This is a genomic window from Streptomyces sp. NPDC046712 (genome assembly GCF_040645695.1).
GTDB lineage: Bacteria > Actinomycetota > Actinomycetes > Streptomycetales > Streptomycetaceae > Streptomyces.
In genome coordinates this window covers 28382-43340 of sequence record NZ_JBEYYW010000025.1, presented here as the reverse complement: position 1 = coordinate 43340, position 14959 = coordinate 28382, and the positions used below count along the sequence as shown (strand labels likewise).

General features: G+C 69.8%; 12 protein-coding genes. All 12 read right to left on the bottom strand.

Annotation, left to right across the window (positions count from 1 at the left end):
* Positions 1-14 precede the first annotated feature (14 nt).
* Entirely contained in the window at positions 15-1676 is a 1662-nt protein-coding gene (nuoN, locus tag ABZ939_RS27880) for an NADH-quinone oxidoreductase subunit NuoN (RefSeq protein ID WP_361860787.1), read from the bottom strand.
* Positions 1673-3247 carry an NADH-quinone oxidoreductase subunit M gene (locus tag ABZ939_RS27875; RefSeq protein WP_361860785.1) on the bottom strand — a complete coding sequence of 525 codons (1575 nt, stop codon included), beginning with the start codon at positions 3245-3247 and terminating at the stop codon, positions 1673-1675. Before ABZ939_RS27875 ends, nuoN begins: the two co-directional genes overlap by 4 nt.
* Positions 3248-3252: 5 nt before the next feature.
* On the bottom strand, positions 3253-5148 hold the full coding sequence (gene nuoL / locus ABZ939_RS27870; RefSeq protein WP_361860782.1) for an NADH-quinone oxidoreductase subunit L: 1896 nt from the start codon (positions 5146-5148) through the stop codon (positions 3253-3255).
* Positions 5149-5159: 11 nt separating this feature from the next.
* A complete protein-coding gene (gene nuoK, locus ABZ939_RS27865) occupies positions 5160-5459 on the bottom strand; it encodes an NADH-quinone oxidoreductase subunit NuoK (protein WP_069927518.1) in 300 nt (99 codons plus the stop codon).
* Positions 5456-6283 (bottom strand): NADH-quinone oxidoreductase subunit J, encoded by an 828-nt coding sequence (locus ABZ939_RS27860; RefSeq protein ID WP_361860778.1) that lies wholly within the window; start codon positions 6281-6283, stop codon positions 5456-5458. Before ABZ939_RS27860 ends, nuoK begins: the two co-directional genes overlap by 4 nt.
* Positions 6280-6876: an NADH-quinone oxidoreductase subunit NuoI gene (gene nuoI / locus ABZ939_RS27855; RefSeq protein WP_361860775.1), complete on the bottom strand. Its 597-nt coding sequence runs from the start codon at positions 6874-6876 to the stop codon at positions 6280-6282. Before nuoI ends, ABZ939_RS27860 begins: the two co-directional genes overlap by 4 nt.
* Entirely contained in the window at positions 6851-8236 is a 1386-nt protein-coding gene (gene nuoH, locus ABZ939_RS27850) for an NADH-quinone oxidoreductase subunit NuoH (protein WP_361860772.1), read from the bottom strand. Before nuoH ends, nuoI begins: the two co-directional genes overlap by 26 nt.
* A gap of 76 nt (positions 8237-8312) precedes the next feature.
* The gene (locus tag ABZ939_RS27845) at positions 8313-10802 is read right to left on the bottom strand and encodes an NADH-quinone oxidoreductase subunit G (protein ID WP_361860769.1); all 2490 of its coding nucleotides are present in this window, start codon (positions 10800-10802) and stop codon (positions 8313-8315) included.
* On the bottom strand, positions 10799-12148 hold the full coding sequence (nuoF, locus tag ABZ939_RS27840) for an NADH-quinone oxidoreductase subunit NuoF (protein ID WP_361860766.1): 1350 nt from the start codon (positions 12146-12148) through the stop codon (positions 10799-10801). Before nuoF ends, ABZ939_RS27845 begins: the two co-directional genes overlap by 4 nt.
* Positions 12148-12891 (bottom strand): NADH-quinone oxidoreductase subunit NuoE, encoded by a 744-nt coding sequence (gene nuoE / locus ABZ939_RS27835; RefSeq protein WP_361860764.1) that lies wholly within the window; start codon positions 12889-12891, stop codon positions 12148-12150. The genes nuoF and nuoE overlap by 1 nt, the downstream gene beginning before the upstream one ends.
* A complete protein-coding gene (locus ABZ939_RS27830) occupies positions 12888-14219 on the bottom strand; it encodes an NADH-quinone oxidoreductase subunit D (protein ID WP_361860761.1) in 1332 nt (443 codons plus the stop codon). Before ABZ939_RS27830 ends, nuoE begins: the two co-directional genes overlap by 4 nt.
* On the bottom strand, positions 14219-14950 hold the full coding sequence (locus ABZ939_RS27825; RefSeq protein ID WP_361860758.1) for an NADH-quinone oxidoreductase subunit C: 732 nt from the start codon (positions 14948-14950) through the stop codon (positions 14219-14221). The genes ABZ939_RS27830 and ABZ939_RS27825 overlap by 1 nt, the downstream gene beginning before the upstream one ends.
* Positions 14951-14959: the final 9 nt, after the last annotated feature.

Sequence of the window (14959 nt, the reverse complement as noted above, 5' to 3'; positions counted from 1 at the left end):
CTGACGGCGCTGCACTACCTCACGAACACGCTCGCCTGGTTCGCCAGGTCCAGGAAGTACTGCGGCGCGAGGCCGAGCACCAGCGTCACGACCACGCCGACCGTGATCGTGGCGGCCGTGAAGCCCGAGGGCACGGCGACCGTGGGGCCGTCCGCCTTCGGCTCGCTGAAGAACATCAGCACGATCACCCGGATGTAGAAGAACGCGGCGACCGCCGACGAGACGACACCGACCACGACCAGCGCGCCCGCGCCGCCCTCCGCGGCCGCCTTGAAGACCGCGAACTTGCCGGAGAAGCCGGAGGTCAGCGGGATGCCGGCGAAGGCCAGGAGGAACACCGCGAAGACCGCGGCCACGAGCGGCGAACGGCGCCCCAGGCCCGCCCACTTGGACAGGTGGGTCGCCTCGCCGCCCGCGTCCCGTACCAGCGTGACGACGGCGAACGCCCCGATCGTCACGAAGGAGTACGCGCCCAAGTAGAACAGCACGGACGAGATGCCGGTGGGCGTCGCGGCGATGACACCGGCCAGCAGGAAGCCGGCGTGCGCGATGGAGGAGTACGCGAGGAGTCGCTTGATGTCGGTCTGGGTGATCGCGACGATCGCGCCGCCCAGCATGGTGACGATGGCGACGCCCCACATGACCGGCCGCCAGTCCCAGGTGAGGCCCGGCAGCACCACGTACAGCAGCCGCAGCAGCGCGCCGAACGCGGCGACCTTCGTCGCGGCCGCCATGAAGCCGGTGACAGGGGTCGGCGCGCCCTGGTAGACGTCCGGGGTCCACATGTGGAACGGCACGGCGCCGACCTTGAAGAGCAGGCCCATCAGGACCAGGGCGAAGCCGATGAGCAGCAGGACGTCGTTGCCCATGGTCTGGGCGAGGGCCGGGTCGACCGAGGTGACGGCGCCGTCGACGACGTCGGCGATGGTGGCGTACGAGACGGAGCCCGCGTAGCCGTAGAGCAGGGCGATCCCGAAGAGCAGGAACGCCGAGGAGAAGGCGCCGAGCAGGAAGTACTTGACGGCCGCCTCCTGCGACATCAGCCGCTTGCGGCGGGCGACGGCGCAGAGCAGGTAGAGCGGCAGCGAGAAGACCTCCAGGGCGACGAAGAGCGTCAGGAGGTCGTTGGCGGCGGGGAAGACCAGCATGCCGGCGACGGCGAACAGGGCGAGCGGGAACACCTCGGTGGTGGTGAACCCGGCCTTGGTCGCGGCCTTCTCCTGCTCGCTGCCGGGGACTGCCGCGGCCTCGGCGGCGAACGAGTCGACCTTGTGGCCGTGGTCGGCGGGGTCGAGCCGGCGCTCGGCGAAGGTGAAGACCGCGACGATCGAGGCCAGCAGAATGGTGCCCTGCAGGAAGAGCGCCGGGCCGTCCACGGCGATGGCGCCCATGGCCGCGATGTGGGCCTTGGTGGAGCCGTAGCCGCCGGCGGCGAGGCCGACGATCGCGGCGAAGGCGGCGACGAGCGCCAGGACGCTGAGGAAGACCTGGCTGTGGTAGCGGCCCTTGCGGGGCACGAAGGCCTCGACCAGGACGCTGAGGACCGCGGCGCCGACGACGATGAGTACGGGCGAGAGCTGGACGTACTCGATGTGGGGTGCCGGGATCTTGCTCACGGGCTCCGCGGCCGTCGTCCACAGGCTGTGGACAGCGGGCGGGACGGCGGATGCACTCACTTGGCCGCCTCCACTTCGGGCTGGGGGTCCTTTTGCTGGACGTCGGACATGGTGTACGTGACGGCCGGGTTGACGATGTCCGTCAGCGGCTTCGGGAACACCCCGAGGAAGATCAGCAGGGCGACCAGCGGGGCGACCACGACCAGCTCCCGCACCCGCAGGTCCGGCATCGTCCGGACCTCCTCCGTCACCACCGGGCCCGTCATCGTCCGCTGGTACAGGACGAGGGTGTAGAGCGCGGCGAGGACGATGCCGGTGGTGGCGATGATGCCGGCCACCGGGTACCGGGCGAACGTGCCGACCAGGACCAGGAATTCACTGACAAAGGGCGCGAGGCCCGGCAGCGAGAGGGTGGCCAGACCGCCGATCAGGAAGGTGCCGGCGAGCACCGGAGCGACCTTCTGCACACCGCCGTAGTCGGCGATGAGCCGCGAGCCGCGCCGGGAGATCAGGAAGCCGGCGACCAGCATCAGCGCGGCCGTCGAGATCCCGTGGTTGACCATGTAGAGCGTCGCGCCGCTCTGGCCCTGGCTCGTCATGGCGAAGATGCCCATGATGATGAAGCCGAAGTGCGAGATCGAGGCGTACGCGACCAGGCGCTTGATGTCCCGCTGGCCGACCGCGACCAGCGCTCCGTAGACGATGCTGACCAGGGCGAGCGCGATGATCACCGGGGTCGCCCACTTCGACGCCTCGGGGAAGAGCTGGAGGCAGTAACGGAGCATCGCGAACGTGCCGACCTTGTCGACGACCGCGGTGATGAGGACGGCGACCGGGGCGGTCGCCTCCCCCATCGCGTTCGGCAGCCAGGTGTGCAGCGGCCAGAGCGGCGCCTTCACCGCGAAGGCGAAGAAGAAGCCGAGGAACAGCAGCCGCTCGGTGTTGGTCGCCATCTCCAGCTGCCCGCTCGCCCGGGCCTCGGCGATCTCGGTGAGGGAGAAGTTCCCCGCGACCACGTAGAGCCCGATGACAGCGGCCAGCATGATCAGTCCGCCGACCAGGTTGTAGAGCAGGAACTTGACCGCGGCGTACGACCGTTGGGCCGCCGCGTTCTCGTCCGAGCCGGCGTGCGCCCGGTCGCCGAAGCCGCCGATGAGGAAGTACATCGGGATGAGCATGGCTTCGAACAGGATGTAGAAGAGGAAGACGTCGGTGGCCTCGAAGGAGAGGATCACCATCGCCTCGACCATCAGGATCAGGGCGAAGAAGCCCTGGGTCGGCCGCCAGCGGCTGCTCTTCGTCTCCAGGGGGTCGGCGTCGTGCCAGCCGGCCAGGATGATGAAGGGGATCAGCAGCGCGGTGAGCGCGATCAGCGCCACGCCGATGCCGTCCACGCCCAGTTCGTAGCGGACCCCGAAGTCCTTGATCCAGGAGTGGGATTCGACGAGCTGGTAGCGGTCGCCGCCGGGCTCGAAGCGGACCATGACGACCGCGGCGAGCACGAGCGTGACCAGCGAGACGAGCAGCGCCAGCCACTTGGCCGCGGCGCGGCGGGCGGCGGGGACGGCGGCGGTGAGGATCGCACCGACCGCCGGCACCGCTGCCGTCACCGTCAGAAGAGGGAAGGACATGAGAGTTACACCGCCCTCATCAGCAGGGTCGCGGCGATGAGCACCGCCGTACCTCCGAACATGGAGACCGCATACGAGCGGGCGTAGCCGTTCTGCAGCTTGCGCAGCCGGCCGGACAGGCCGCCGACCGAGGCCGCGGTGCCGTTGACGACCCCGTCGACCAGGGTGTGGTCGACGTAGACGAGCGAGCGGGTGAGGTGCGTGCCGCCCCGGACGAAGACGGCGTGGTTGAAGTCGTCCTGGAGCAGGTCGCGGCGGGCGGCCCGGGTGAGCAGCGAGCCGCGCGGGGCGGTGACCGGGACGGGCCTGCGCCCGTACTGGAGGTACGCGAGTCCGACGCCGATCACCATGACCGCGACCGTGGCGGAGGTGATGGCTCCGGCGCTGATCGGCGGGTGTCCGTGCTCGAACGAGGTCACCGGCTCCAGCCACGTCACGAACCGGTCGCCGATGGAGAAGAAGCCACCCGCGAACACCGACCCGAAGGCCAGCAGGATCATCGGGACCGTCATCGACTTCGGGGACTCGTGCGGGTGGGGCGGCTCGCCCTTCTCGTCCGCCTGCCAGCGCTTCTCGCCGAAGAAGGTCATCAGCATCACGCGGGTCATGTAGTACGCCGTGATGGCGGCGCCGAGCAGCGTGACCGCGCCGAGGATCCAGCCCTCGGTGCCGCCCTTGGCGAAGGCCGCCTCGATGATCTTGTCCTTGGAGAAGAAGCCGGACAGGCCCGGGAAGCCGATGATCGCGAGATAGCCGAGGCCGAAGGTGACGAACGTGACCGGCATGTACTTCCGCAGACCGCCGTAACGGCGCATGTCCACCTCGTCGTTCATGCCGTGCATGACCGAACCGGCGCCGAGGAAGAGCCCGGCCTTGAAGAAGCCGTGCGTCACCAGGTGCATGATCGCGAAGACGTAGCCGATGGGGCCGAGGCCCGCCGCCAGGATCATGTAGCCGATCTGCGACATCGTCGAGCCGGCCAGCGCCTTCTTGATGTCGTCCTTCGCGCAACCGACGATCGCACCGAAGAGGAGCGTGACGGCGCCGACCACGACGACCACGAGCTGGGCGTCCGGGGCCGCGTTGAAGATGTCGGCGGATCGGACGATCAGATAGACACCGGCGGTGACCATCGTGGCCGCGTGGATGAGGGCCGAGACCGGGGTCGGGCCCTCCATCGCGTCCCCGAGCCAGGACTGCAGCGGCACCTGGGCCGACTTGCCGCAGGCGGCGAGGAGCAGCATCAGGCCGATCGCCGTGAGCGTGCCCTCGGAGGTCTCGCCGGTGGCCTCCAGGACCGGCCCGAAGGCGAAGGTCCCGAAGGTGGTGAACATGATCATGATGGCGATCGACAGGCCCATGTCGCCGACCCGGTTGACCAGGAAGGCCTTCTTCGCGGCGGTGGCCGCGCTGGGCTTGTGCTGCCAGAAGCCGATCAGGAGGTACGAGGCGAGGCCGACGCCCTCCCAGCCGAAGTACAGCAGCAGGTAGTTGTCGGCGAGGACGAGGAGCAGCATCGCCGCGAGGAACAGGTTCAGATAGCCGAAGAAGCGGCGCTTGCGCTCGTCGTGCTCCATGTACCCGATCGAGTACAGATGGATCAGCGAGCCCACGCCGGTGATCAGCAGCACGAACGTCATCGACAGCTGGTCGAGCTGGAAGGCCATCTCCGCCTGGAAGCCCTCGACGGGGATCCAGGTGTACAGGTGCTGGTACATGGCCCGGTCGTCCGCGCTCTTGCCGAGCATGTCGGCGAAGAGGACGGCGCCGATGACGAAGGAGACGCCGGCGAGCAGCGTGCCGAGCAGCGGCCCGGCCTTGTCCAGGCGCCGCCCGCCGCACAGCAGGACGGCCGCTCCCAGCAGGGGCGCCGCGATGAGCAGCGCAATCAGGTTCTCCACGATTCAGCCCCTCACAGCTTCATCAGGCTGGCGTCGTCGACCGAGGCCGAGTGGCGGGAACGGAACAGCGACACGATGATCGCGAGCCCGACCACGACCTCCGCGGCGGCGACGACCATCGTGAAGAAGGCGATGATCTGGCCGTCGAGGTTGCCGTGCATCCGGGAGAAGGCGACGAACGCGAGGTTGCAGGCGTTGAGCATCAGCTCCACGCACATGAAGACGACGATCGCGTTGCGCCGGATCAGCACCCCGGCCGCACCGATGGTGAACAACAGGGCGGCGAGATACAGATAGTTGACGGGGTTCACCGCGAGGCCTCCTCTTCGTCCCGGTCCCGGCCGAGCCGCTCCTCGGAGCGCTGCTCCAGCGCCTTGAGGTCGGCCAGCGCCTCGGTGGACACGTCCCGGATCTGACCGCGCCTGCGCAGGGTCTGCATCACGGTCAGCTCGGCGGGGGTGCCGTCGGGCAGCAGACCGGCGATGTCCACCGCGTTGTGCCGGGCGTAGACACCCGGCGCGGGCAGCGGCGGCACGTGCTTGCCCTCGCGCACACGCTGCTCGGACAGCTCGCGCTGGGTGCGGGCCCGCTCGGTGCGCTCGCGGTGGGTGAGCACCATCGCGCCGACGGCCGCGGTGATGAGCAGCGCGCCGGTGATCTCGAAGGCGAAGACGTACTTGGTGAAGATGAGGGCGGCGAGGCCCTCGACGTTTCCGCCGTACGCGCTGTTGGCCGCGCCGAGTCCGTTGAACTCCGTCAGGGCGGCCTGGCCGATGCCGGCGATCAGCAGGATGCCGAAGCCGAGCCCGCAGGCCGCGGCCCACCAGCGCTGCCCCTTGATGGTCTCCTTCAGCGAGTCCGCGGCCGTGACACCGACCAGCATGACGATGAAGAGGAAGAGCATCATGATCGCGCCGGTGTAGACGACGATCTGGACGATGCCGAGGAAGTACGCGCCGTTGGCGAGGTAGAAGACCGCCAGGACGATCATCGTGCCGGCCAGACAGAGGGCGCTGTGCATCGCCTTCTTCATCAGGACCGTGCACAGGGCGCCGATGACGGCGACCGTGCCGAGGACCCAGAACTGGAAGGCCTCGCCGCCGGAGGTGGCGTACGCCGCGAGGTGGGTGCTCATGCGTCCACCTCTTCCGGCTCGCCCTTCTCCCCCTTGGAGGTGGCGACCTGACGGACGGTGTCCGGCGCGGCCTCCGTGACCAGACCCCGGTAGTAGTCCTGCTCGTCCATCCCCGGGTAGATGGCGTGCGGGGAGTCGACCATGCCCTCCTCCAGGCCCGCGAGGAGCTGCTCCTTGGTGTAGATCAGGTTCTCGCGGGAGGAGTCGGCCAGTTCGAACTCGTTGGTCATCGTCAGCGCCCGGGTGGGGCAGGCCTCGATGCACAGCCCGCACAGGATGCAGCGGGCGTAGTTGATCTGGTAGACGACGCCGTACCGCTCACCCGGGGAGTAGCGCTCCTCGTCGGTGTTGTCCGCGCCCTCCACGTAGATGGCGTCCGCGGGGCAGGCCCAGGCGCACAGCTCGCAGCCGACGCACTTCTCGAGACCGTCGGGGTGACGGTTGAGCTGGTGCCGGCCGTGGAAGCGCGGCGCCGTCGTCTTCTGCTGCTCCGGGTACTGCTCGGTCAGCCGCTTCTTGAACATGGCCTTGAAGGTCACGCCGAAGCCGGCCACCGGATTCTGGAAATCAGACACCGTCCGTCTCCTTTCCATCACTCGCAGTAGCAGTATCGGGGCCACCACTGACAACGAGGTCCCGGTCGTGCCGGGGACCGCGCCGCGGTACGGGCGGCAGGGACTGTCCGGGCTTGGGCGGTACGGGGAAGCCGCCGGCCATCGGGTCGAAGGGGTGCTCGTCCTCGACCTCGGCGGCCTTGGCCCTCCTGTCGCGGAACATGTCGGCGATGAAGGAGAGCAGGAGGACGGCGATGACGGCGCCGGCGACGTACAGCACGATGTTCTGGAAGCCGACGTTCTCGTTGCGCAGGGCGCGGACGGTGGCGACCAGCATCAGCCAGAGCACCGAGACCGGGATGAGGACCTTCCAGCCGAGCTTCATCAGCTGGTCGTAGCGGACGCGGGGCAGGGTGCCGCGGAGCCAGATGAAGAAGAAGAGCAGCAGCTGCACCTTGAGGACGAACCAGAGCAGCGGCCACCAGCCGTGGTTCGCGCCCTCCCAGAAGGTGGAGATCGGGTACGGGGCTCGCCAGCCGCCCAGGAAGAGCGTCACGGACACGGCGGAGACCGTCACCATGTTCACGTACTCGGCGAGCATGAACATCGCGAACTTGATGGACGAGTACTCGGTGTTGAAGCCGCCGACGAGGTCGCCCTCGGACTCCGGCATGTCGAACGGGGCGCGGTTGGTCTCGCCGACCATCGTGACGACGTAGATGATGAACGAGACCGGCAGCAGGATGATGAACCAGCGGTCCGCCTGCGCCTCGACGATCGCCGAGGTCGACATCGACCCGGAGTAGAGGAAGACGGAGGCGAACGCGGCGCCCATGGCGATCTCGTAGGAGATCATCTGCGCGCAGGAGCGCAGGCCGCCGAGGAGCGGGTACGTGGAGCCGGAGGACCAGCCGGCGAGCACGATGCCGTAGATGCCGACGGAGGCGATCGCCAGCACGTACAGCATGGCGATCGGCAGGTCGGTGAGCTGCATCGTGGTGCGGTGGCCGAAGATCGAGACCTCGTTGCCGGCCGGGCCGAAGGGGATCACGGCGATCGCCATGAACGCGGGGGCGGCGGCGATGATCGGCGCGAGGATGTAGACGACCTTGTCGGCGCGCTTGACGACGACGTCCTCCTTGAGCATCAGCTTGATGCCGTCCGCGAGGGACTGGAGGAGACCCCAGGGTCCGTGCCGGTTGGGCCCGATGCGCAGCTGCATCCAGGCGACGACCTTGCGCTCCCACACGATGGAGAACAGCACGGTGACCATCAGGAAGGCGAAGCAGAAGACGGCCTTGATCGCGACGAGCCACCAGGGGTCCGTCCCGAACATGGAGAGGTCCTCCGCGGCGAGGACGCTGCGCTGTGCGTCCGCGAGTTGAGCGAGGGCGGTCATGCGCGCACCTCCCGTGCGGGGGCGGCCAGGGCTTCGCCCGGCCGGACGACGTGGGTACGGCGGTCGAGGACGCCGGTCATGACCGGACCTCCACCGCGTCAGCGGCGCCCGCAGGGCCGATGCGGACCAGGTCGCCCGGGTGGGCGCCCGTGTCGGAGAGGACTCCGCCCGCCGTGGAGTTCAGCGGGAGCCAGACCACGCGGTCGGGCATCTCGGTGACCTGGAGCGGGAGTCGGGTCGAGCCGGCCGGGCCGGTGACCGCGAGGAGGTCGCCGTCCTTGACGCCCGTCTCCGCCGCGGTGGCGGCCGAGAGGCGGGCGACCGCCGCGTGGCGGGTGCCGGCCAGGGCCGTGTCGCCCTCCTGGAGGCGGCCCAGGTCGAGCAGGAGCCGGTGTCCGGCGAGGACCGCCTCGCCCTCGCCCGGCCGGGGCGCGGGCTGCGCGGGCTCGACGGGCTCGGAGGCCCGTTCGCCGTCCCAGCCGCCGAGCCGGTCCAGCTCCCGGCGGACCGAGCGCAGATCGGGCAGGGCCAGGTGCGCGTCGAGGGCGTCGGCGAGCATGTGCAGCACGCGCGCGTCCGACGGCGGCAGTGGCCGGGTCATCTGCTCGGGCTTGAGCGCGGCCTCGAAGAGCCGTGCCCTGCCCTCCCAGTTGAGGAAGGTGCCGGGCTTCTCGGCGACCGCGGCGACCGGCAGGACCACGTCCGCCCGCTCGGTGACCTCGCTCGGCCGGAGCTCCAGGGACACGACGAACGCCGCGTCGAGGGCCTCACGCGCGCGTGCCGGGTCGGGCAGGTCACGGACCTCGACACCGCCGACGAGCAGCGCGCCCAGTTCGCCGGTGGCCGCGGCCTCGACGATCTGGCCGGTGTCGCGGCCGTAGCCGTGCGGGAGTTCGCGTACGCCCCAGGCGGCCGCGACCTCCTCACGCGCGCGTGGGTCGGTCGCGGGGCGGCCGCCGGGCAGCAGGGTCGGGATGGCGCCTGCTTCGAGCGCGCCGCGCTCACCGGCCCGGCGCGGGATCCACACCAGCTTCGCGCCGGTCGCGGTCGCCGTCCGTACGGCGGCGGTCAGCCCGCCGGGCACGGCGGCGAGCCGCTCGCCGACGACGAGGACCGCGCCGTCCTGGCGGAGTGCCTCCGCCGCGTGCGTGCCGGCCTCGTCGAGGCCGACGCGCGAGGTGAGGGCGTCCAGCCACTCGGTCTCGGTGCCCGGCGCGGCCGGCAGCAGCGTGCCGCCCGCCTTCACCAGGCCCCGGGTGGCGTGCGAGGCGAGCGCGTACGTCTTCTGGCCGTGCTTGCGCCAGGCCTTGCGCAGCCGCAGGAAGACGCCGGGCGCCTCCTCCTCGGACTCGAAGCCGACGAGCAGCACGGCCGGGGCGGCTTCCAGGGAGGTGTACGTGACTCCGCTGCCGTCCAGGTCGCGTCCGCGGCCGGCGACGGTGGAGGCCAGGAAGTCGGCCTCCTCGCTGGAGTGGACGCGGGCCCGGAAGTCGACGTCGTTGGTGTCGAGGGCGACCCGGGCGAACTTGGCGTACGCGTAGGAGTCCTCGACGGTCAGCCGCCCGCCGGCGAGGACGCCGGTGCGGCCGCGGACGAGCCCGCGGGCAGCGGCCTCCAGGGCCTCGGGCCAGGAGGCCGGTTCGAGGACGCCCTGCTCATTGCGGACGAGCGGGGTCGTCAGCCGGTCGCGCTGCTGCGCGTACCGGAAGGCGAACCGCCCCTTGTCGCACACCCACTCCTCGTTGACCTCCGGGTCCTCGGCGGCGAGCCGCCGCATGACCTTGCCGCGCCGGTGGTCCGTACGCGTGGCGCAGCCGCCCGCGCAGTGCTCGCAGACGCTCGGCGAGGAGACGAGGTCGAAGGGGCGGGAGCGGAACCGGTACGCCGCGGAGGTCAGCGCGCCGACCGGGCAGATCTGGATGGTGTTCCCGGAGAAGTACGACTCGAAGGGGTCGCCCTCGCCGGTGCCGACCTGCTGGAGCGCGCCGCGCTCGACCAGCTCGATCATCGGGTCGCCGGCGATCTGGTTCGAGAACCGGGTGCAGCGCGCGCACAGCACGCACCGCTCGCGGTCGAGCAGCACCTGGGTGGAGATCGGTACCGGCTTCTCGTAGGTCCGCTTGTGGCCCTCGAAACGGGACTCGGCCTGCCCGTGGGACATGGCCTGGTTCTGCAGCGGGCACTCGCCGCCCTTGTCGCAGACCGGGCAGTCCAGCGGGTGGTTGATGAGCAGCAGTTCCATCACACCGTGCTGGGCCTTCTCGGCGACCGGCGAGGTCAGCTGGGACTTCACCACCATGCCGTCGGTGCAGGTGATGGTGCAGGAGGCCATCGGCTTGCGCTGGCCCTCGACCTCGACGATGCACTGCCGGCAGGCGCCGGCCGGGTCGAGGAGCGGGTGGTCGCAGAAGCGCGGGATCTCGATGCCGAGCTGTTCGGCGGCGCGGATGACCAGGGTCCCCTTGGGGACGGAGATCTCGGCGCCGTCGATGGTCAGCGTGACGAGATCCTCGGGCGGTACCGCCGGGGAACCGCCACCGGCCGAGCCGGCCGTGGTGACCGTCATGCCGTCACCTCCTTGTGGTTGTCCGCCCAGGCGGTCGACTTGGCCGGGTCGAAGGGGCAGCCGCGGCCGGTGATGTGCTGCTCGTACTCCTCGCGGAAGTACTTCAGCGAGGAGAAGATCGGGGAGGCGGCGCCGTCACCGAGGGCGCAGAACGACTTGCCGTTGATGTTGTCGGCGATGTCGTTCAGCTTGTCGAGGTCGGACATGACGCCCTTGCCGGCTTCGATGTCGCGCAGCAACTGCACCAGCCAGTACGTGCCTTCACGGCACGGCGTGCACTTGCCGCAGGACTCGTGCGCGTAGAACTCGGTCCACCGGGTCACCGCGCGGACGACGCAGGTGGTCTCGTCGAAGCACTGGAGCGCCTTGGTGCCGAGCATCGAGCCGGCGGCGCCCACGCCCTCGTAGTCGAGCGGGACGTCGAGGTGCTCGTCGGTGAACATCGGGGTGGAGGAGCCGCCCGGGGTCCAGAACTTCAGCCGGTGGCCGGGCCGCATGCCGCCGCTCATGTCGAGGAGCTGGCGGAGCGTGATCCCGAGCGGGGCCTCGTACTGGCCCGGCGAGGCGACGTGCCCGCTGAGCGAGTAGAGCGTGAAGCCCGGGGACTTCTCGCTGCCCATCGACTTGAACCAGTCCTTGCCCCGGTTGAGGATCGCGGGAACGGACGCGATGGACTCGACGTTGTTCACCACGGTGGGGCAGGCGTACAGACCGGCGACCGCGGGGAAGGGGGGACGCAGCCGGGGCTGGCCGCGCCGCCCTTCGAGCGAGTCGAGCAGGGCGGTCTCCTCGCCGCAGATGTACGCGCCGGCGCCGGCGTGCACGGTGATGTCGAGGTTCAGACCGCTGCCGAGGATGTTCTCGCCGAGGAGGCCGGCGTCGTACGCCTCGCGCACCGCCTCGTGCAGACGGCGCAGGACGGGCACGACCTCGCCCCGCAGGTAGATGAACGCGTGCTCGGAGCGGATCGCGTAGCAGGCGATGATCATTCCCTCGATGAGGGAGTGCGGATTGGCGAAGAGGAGCGGGATGTCCTTGCAGGTCCCCGGCTCGGACTCGTCGGCGTTGACGACGAGGTAGTGCGGCTTGCCGTCGCCCTGCGGAATGAACTGCCACTTCATTCCGGTGGGGAAGCCGGCGCCGCCGCGGCCGCGCAGACCGGAGTCCTTGACGTACGCGATGAGGTCGTCGGGGCTCATCGCGAGGGCCTTCCGCAGGCCCTCGTACCCCTCGTGCCTCTTGTACGTCTCCAGGGTCCAGGAGTCGGGCTGGTCCCAGAACGCCGAAAGGACCGGCGCGAGAAGCTTCTCGGGGCTGCTGTTGTTCAGCTCGGGTGCCAAGGTCATCACTCCCCCTCCCCACTGGCCGATTCGCCGCGCGGGTGGACGATCTTGTGGTGCGGGGTCTCGCCCTTGGCCAGCCGCAGCCCGACGAGCGAGGCCGGGCCGGCCCCACCGGTGGCCTCGACGGCCCCCTCGCGCTCGTCGGGGAAACCGGCCAGGATGCGGGCGGTCTCCTTGTATGTGCACAGGGGCGCGCCCCGGGTGGGCTCGACCGGGCGGCCGGCCCGCAGGTCGTCGACGATCTTCTTCGCGGACGCGGGCGTCTGGTTGTCGAAGAACTCCCAGTTGACCATCACCACGGGCGCGAAGTCGCAGGCCGCGTTGCACTCGATGTGCTCCAGCGTGACCTTGCCGTCCTCGGTCGTCTCGTTGTTGCCGACGCCGAGGTGCTCCTTGAGCTCCTCGAAGATGGCGTCGCCGCCCATGACCGCGCAGAGCGTGTTCGTGCAGACCCCGACCTGGTAGTCGCCGGAGGGCTTGCGGCGGTACATCGTGTAGAAGGTGGCGACCGCGGTCACCTCGGCGGTCGTCAGGCCGAGGACCTCGGCACAGAACTTCATGCCGGTACGGGTGACATGGCCCTCCTCCGCCTGCACGAGGTGCAGCAGGGGCAGGAGCGCGGAGCGGGACCCCGGGTAGCGGGCGATGATCTCCTTGGCGTCCGCCTCCAGCCGGGCGCGTACCTCGGCCGGGTAGTCGGGGGCGGGGAGCTGGGGCATCCCGAGACTGGTCTGTCCGTCCGTCATCGGTCGACGCCTCCCATCACGGGGTCGATGGACGCGACGGCGACGATGACGTCGGCGACCTGGCCGCCCTCGCACATCGCCGCCATGGCCTGCAGGTTGGTGAAGGACGGGTCGCGGAAGTGGACCCGGTAGGGGCGGGTGCCGCCGTCGGAGACGACATGCACGCCGAGCTCGCCCTTGGGCGATTCGACGGCCGCGTAGGCCTGTCCGGCCGGAACGCGGAAGCCCTCGGTGACCAGCTTGAAGTGGTGGATCAGGGCCTCCATGGAGGTGCCCATGATCTTCTTGATGTGGTCGAGGGAGTTGCCGAGTCCGTCCGGGCCGAGCGCGAGCTGCGCCGGCCAGGCGATCTTCTTGTCGCCGACCATGACCGGGCCGGGCGCCAGCCGGTCGAGGCACTGCTCGACGATCCGCAGCGACTGCCGCATCTCCTCCAGACGGATGAGGAAGCGGCCGTAGGAGTCGCAGGTGTCGGCGGTCGGGATGTCGAACTCGTAGTTCTCGTAGCCGCAGTACGGGTCGGTCTTGCGCAGGTCGTGCGGGAGGCCCGCGGCGCGCAGGATCGGTCCGGTGGCGCCGAGCGCCATGCAGCCGGAGAGGTCGAGGTAGCCGACGTCCTGCATACGGGCCTTGAAGATGGGGTTGCCGGTGGCGAGCTTGTCGTACTCCGGCAGGTTCTTCTTCATGGTCTTCACGAACTCGCGCACGGCGTCGACGGCGCCGGGCGGGAGGTCCTGGGCGAGGCCGCCGGGGCGGATGAACGCGTGGTTCATGCGCAGGCCGGTGATCAGCTCGTACAGGTCCAGGATCATCTCGCGGTCCCGGAAGCCGTAGATCATGATCGTGGTCGCGCCCAGCTCCATGCCGCCGGTGGCGATGCACACCAGGTGGGAGGAGAGCCGGTTGAGCTCCATGAGGAGGACCCGGATGACATCGGCGCGCGCGGGGATCTGGTCGGTGATGTCGAGCAGCTTCTCGACGCCCAGGCAGTACGCCGTCTCGTTGTAGAACGAGGTGAGGTAGTCCATGCGCGTGACGAAGGTGGTGCCCTGCGTCCAGGTCCGGTACTCGAGGTTCTTCTCGATGCCGGTGTGGAGGTAGCCGATGCCGCAACGTGCCTCGGTGACGGTCTCGCCGTCGATCTCCAGGATCAGCCGGAGGACACCGTGCGTGGACGGGTGCTGCGGGCCCATGTTGACGATGATGCGCTCGTCGTCGGCCTTGGCGGCGGCCTCGACGACCTCTTCCCAGTCGCCACCGGTGACCGTGTAGACGGTGCCTTCGGTGGTCTCCCGGGCGGAGGCGGCGGAGGCATTCTCGGTACTCATCAGCTGTACGACCTCCGCTGGTCAGGAGCCGGGATCTGGGCGCCCTTGTACTCGACGGCGATGCCGCCGAGGGGGTAGTCCTTGCGCTGCGGGAAGCCCTGCCAGTCGTCCGGCATCATGATCCGGGTGAGGGCGGGGTGGCCGTCGAAGACGATGCCGAAGAAGTCGTACGTCTCGCGCTCGTGCCAGTCGTTCGTCGGATAGACGGCGGTGAGCGACGGGATGTGCGGGTCGGCGTCCGGGGCGGACACCTCCAGGCGGATCAGCCGGCCGTGGGTGATCGAGCGCAGGTGGTAGACGGCGTGCAGCTCGCGGCCCTTGTCGCCGAGGTAGTGGACGCCGGAGACGCCCGTACAGAGCTCGAAGCGCAGGGCGGGGTCGTCGCGCAGGGTGCGGGCGACCCGGACGAGGTGCTCGCGGGCGATGTGGAAGGTGAGCTCGCCGCGGTCGACGACGGTCTTCTCGATCGCGTTCTCCGGCAGGAGCCCCTGCTCGTCGAGGGCGCCCTCGAGTTCGTCGGCGACCTCGTCGAACCAGCCGCCGTAGGGGCGGGTGGCCGCGCCGGGGAGGCGTACGGAACGGACGAGGCCGCTGTAGCCGGAGGTGTCGCCGCCGTCGTGGGCGCCGAACATCCCGCGCTGGACGCGGACCTCTTCTCCGTGTTCCCCGCGCTGCCCGGGCAGGTTCTGCTCGGAGAGCTCCTTCTCGGGGTTCGGTGTCTCGTCGCTCACTGTGCTGAA

Coding starts and splice junctions, on each gene's coding strand:
- ABZ939_RS27875 (WP_361860785.1), bottom strand. CDS start 3,247: ATGTCCTTCCCTCTTCTGACGGTGACGGCAGCGGTGCCGGCGGTCGGT.
- ABZ939_RS27860 (WP_361860778.1), bottom strand. CDS start 6,283: ATGAGCACCCACCTCGCGGCGTACGCCACCTCCGGCGGCGAGGCCTTC.
- nuoI (WP_361860775.1), bottom strand. CDS start 6,876: ATGGAAAGGAGACGGACGGTGTCTGATTTCCAGAATCCGGTGGCCGGC.
- nuoH (WP_361860772.1), bottom strand. CDS start 8,236: ATGACCGCCCTCGCTCAACTCGCGGACGCACAGCGCAGCGTCCTCGCC.
- ABZ939_RS27845 (WP_361860769.1), bottom strand. CDS start 10,802: ATGACGGTCACCACGGCCGGCTCGGCCGGTGGCGGTTCCCCGGCGGTA.
- nuoF (WP_361860766.1), bottom strand. CDS start 12,148: ATGACCTTGGCACCCGAGCTGAACAACAGCAGCCCCGAGAAGCTTCTC.
- nuoE (WP_361860764.1), bottom strand. CDS start 12,891: ATGACGGACGGACAGACCAGTCTCGGGATGCCCCAGCTCCCCGCCCCC.
- ABZ939_RS27830 (WP_361860761.1), bottom strand. CDS start 14,219: ATGAGTACCGAGAATGCCTCCGCCGCCTCCGCCCGGGAGACCACCGAA.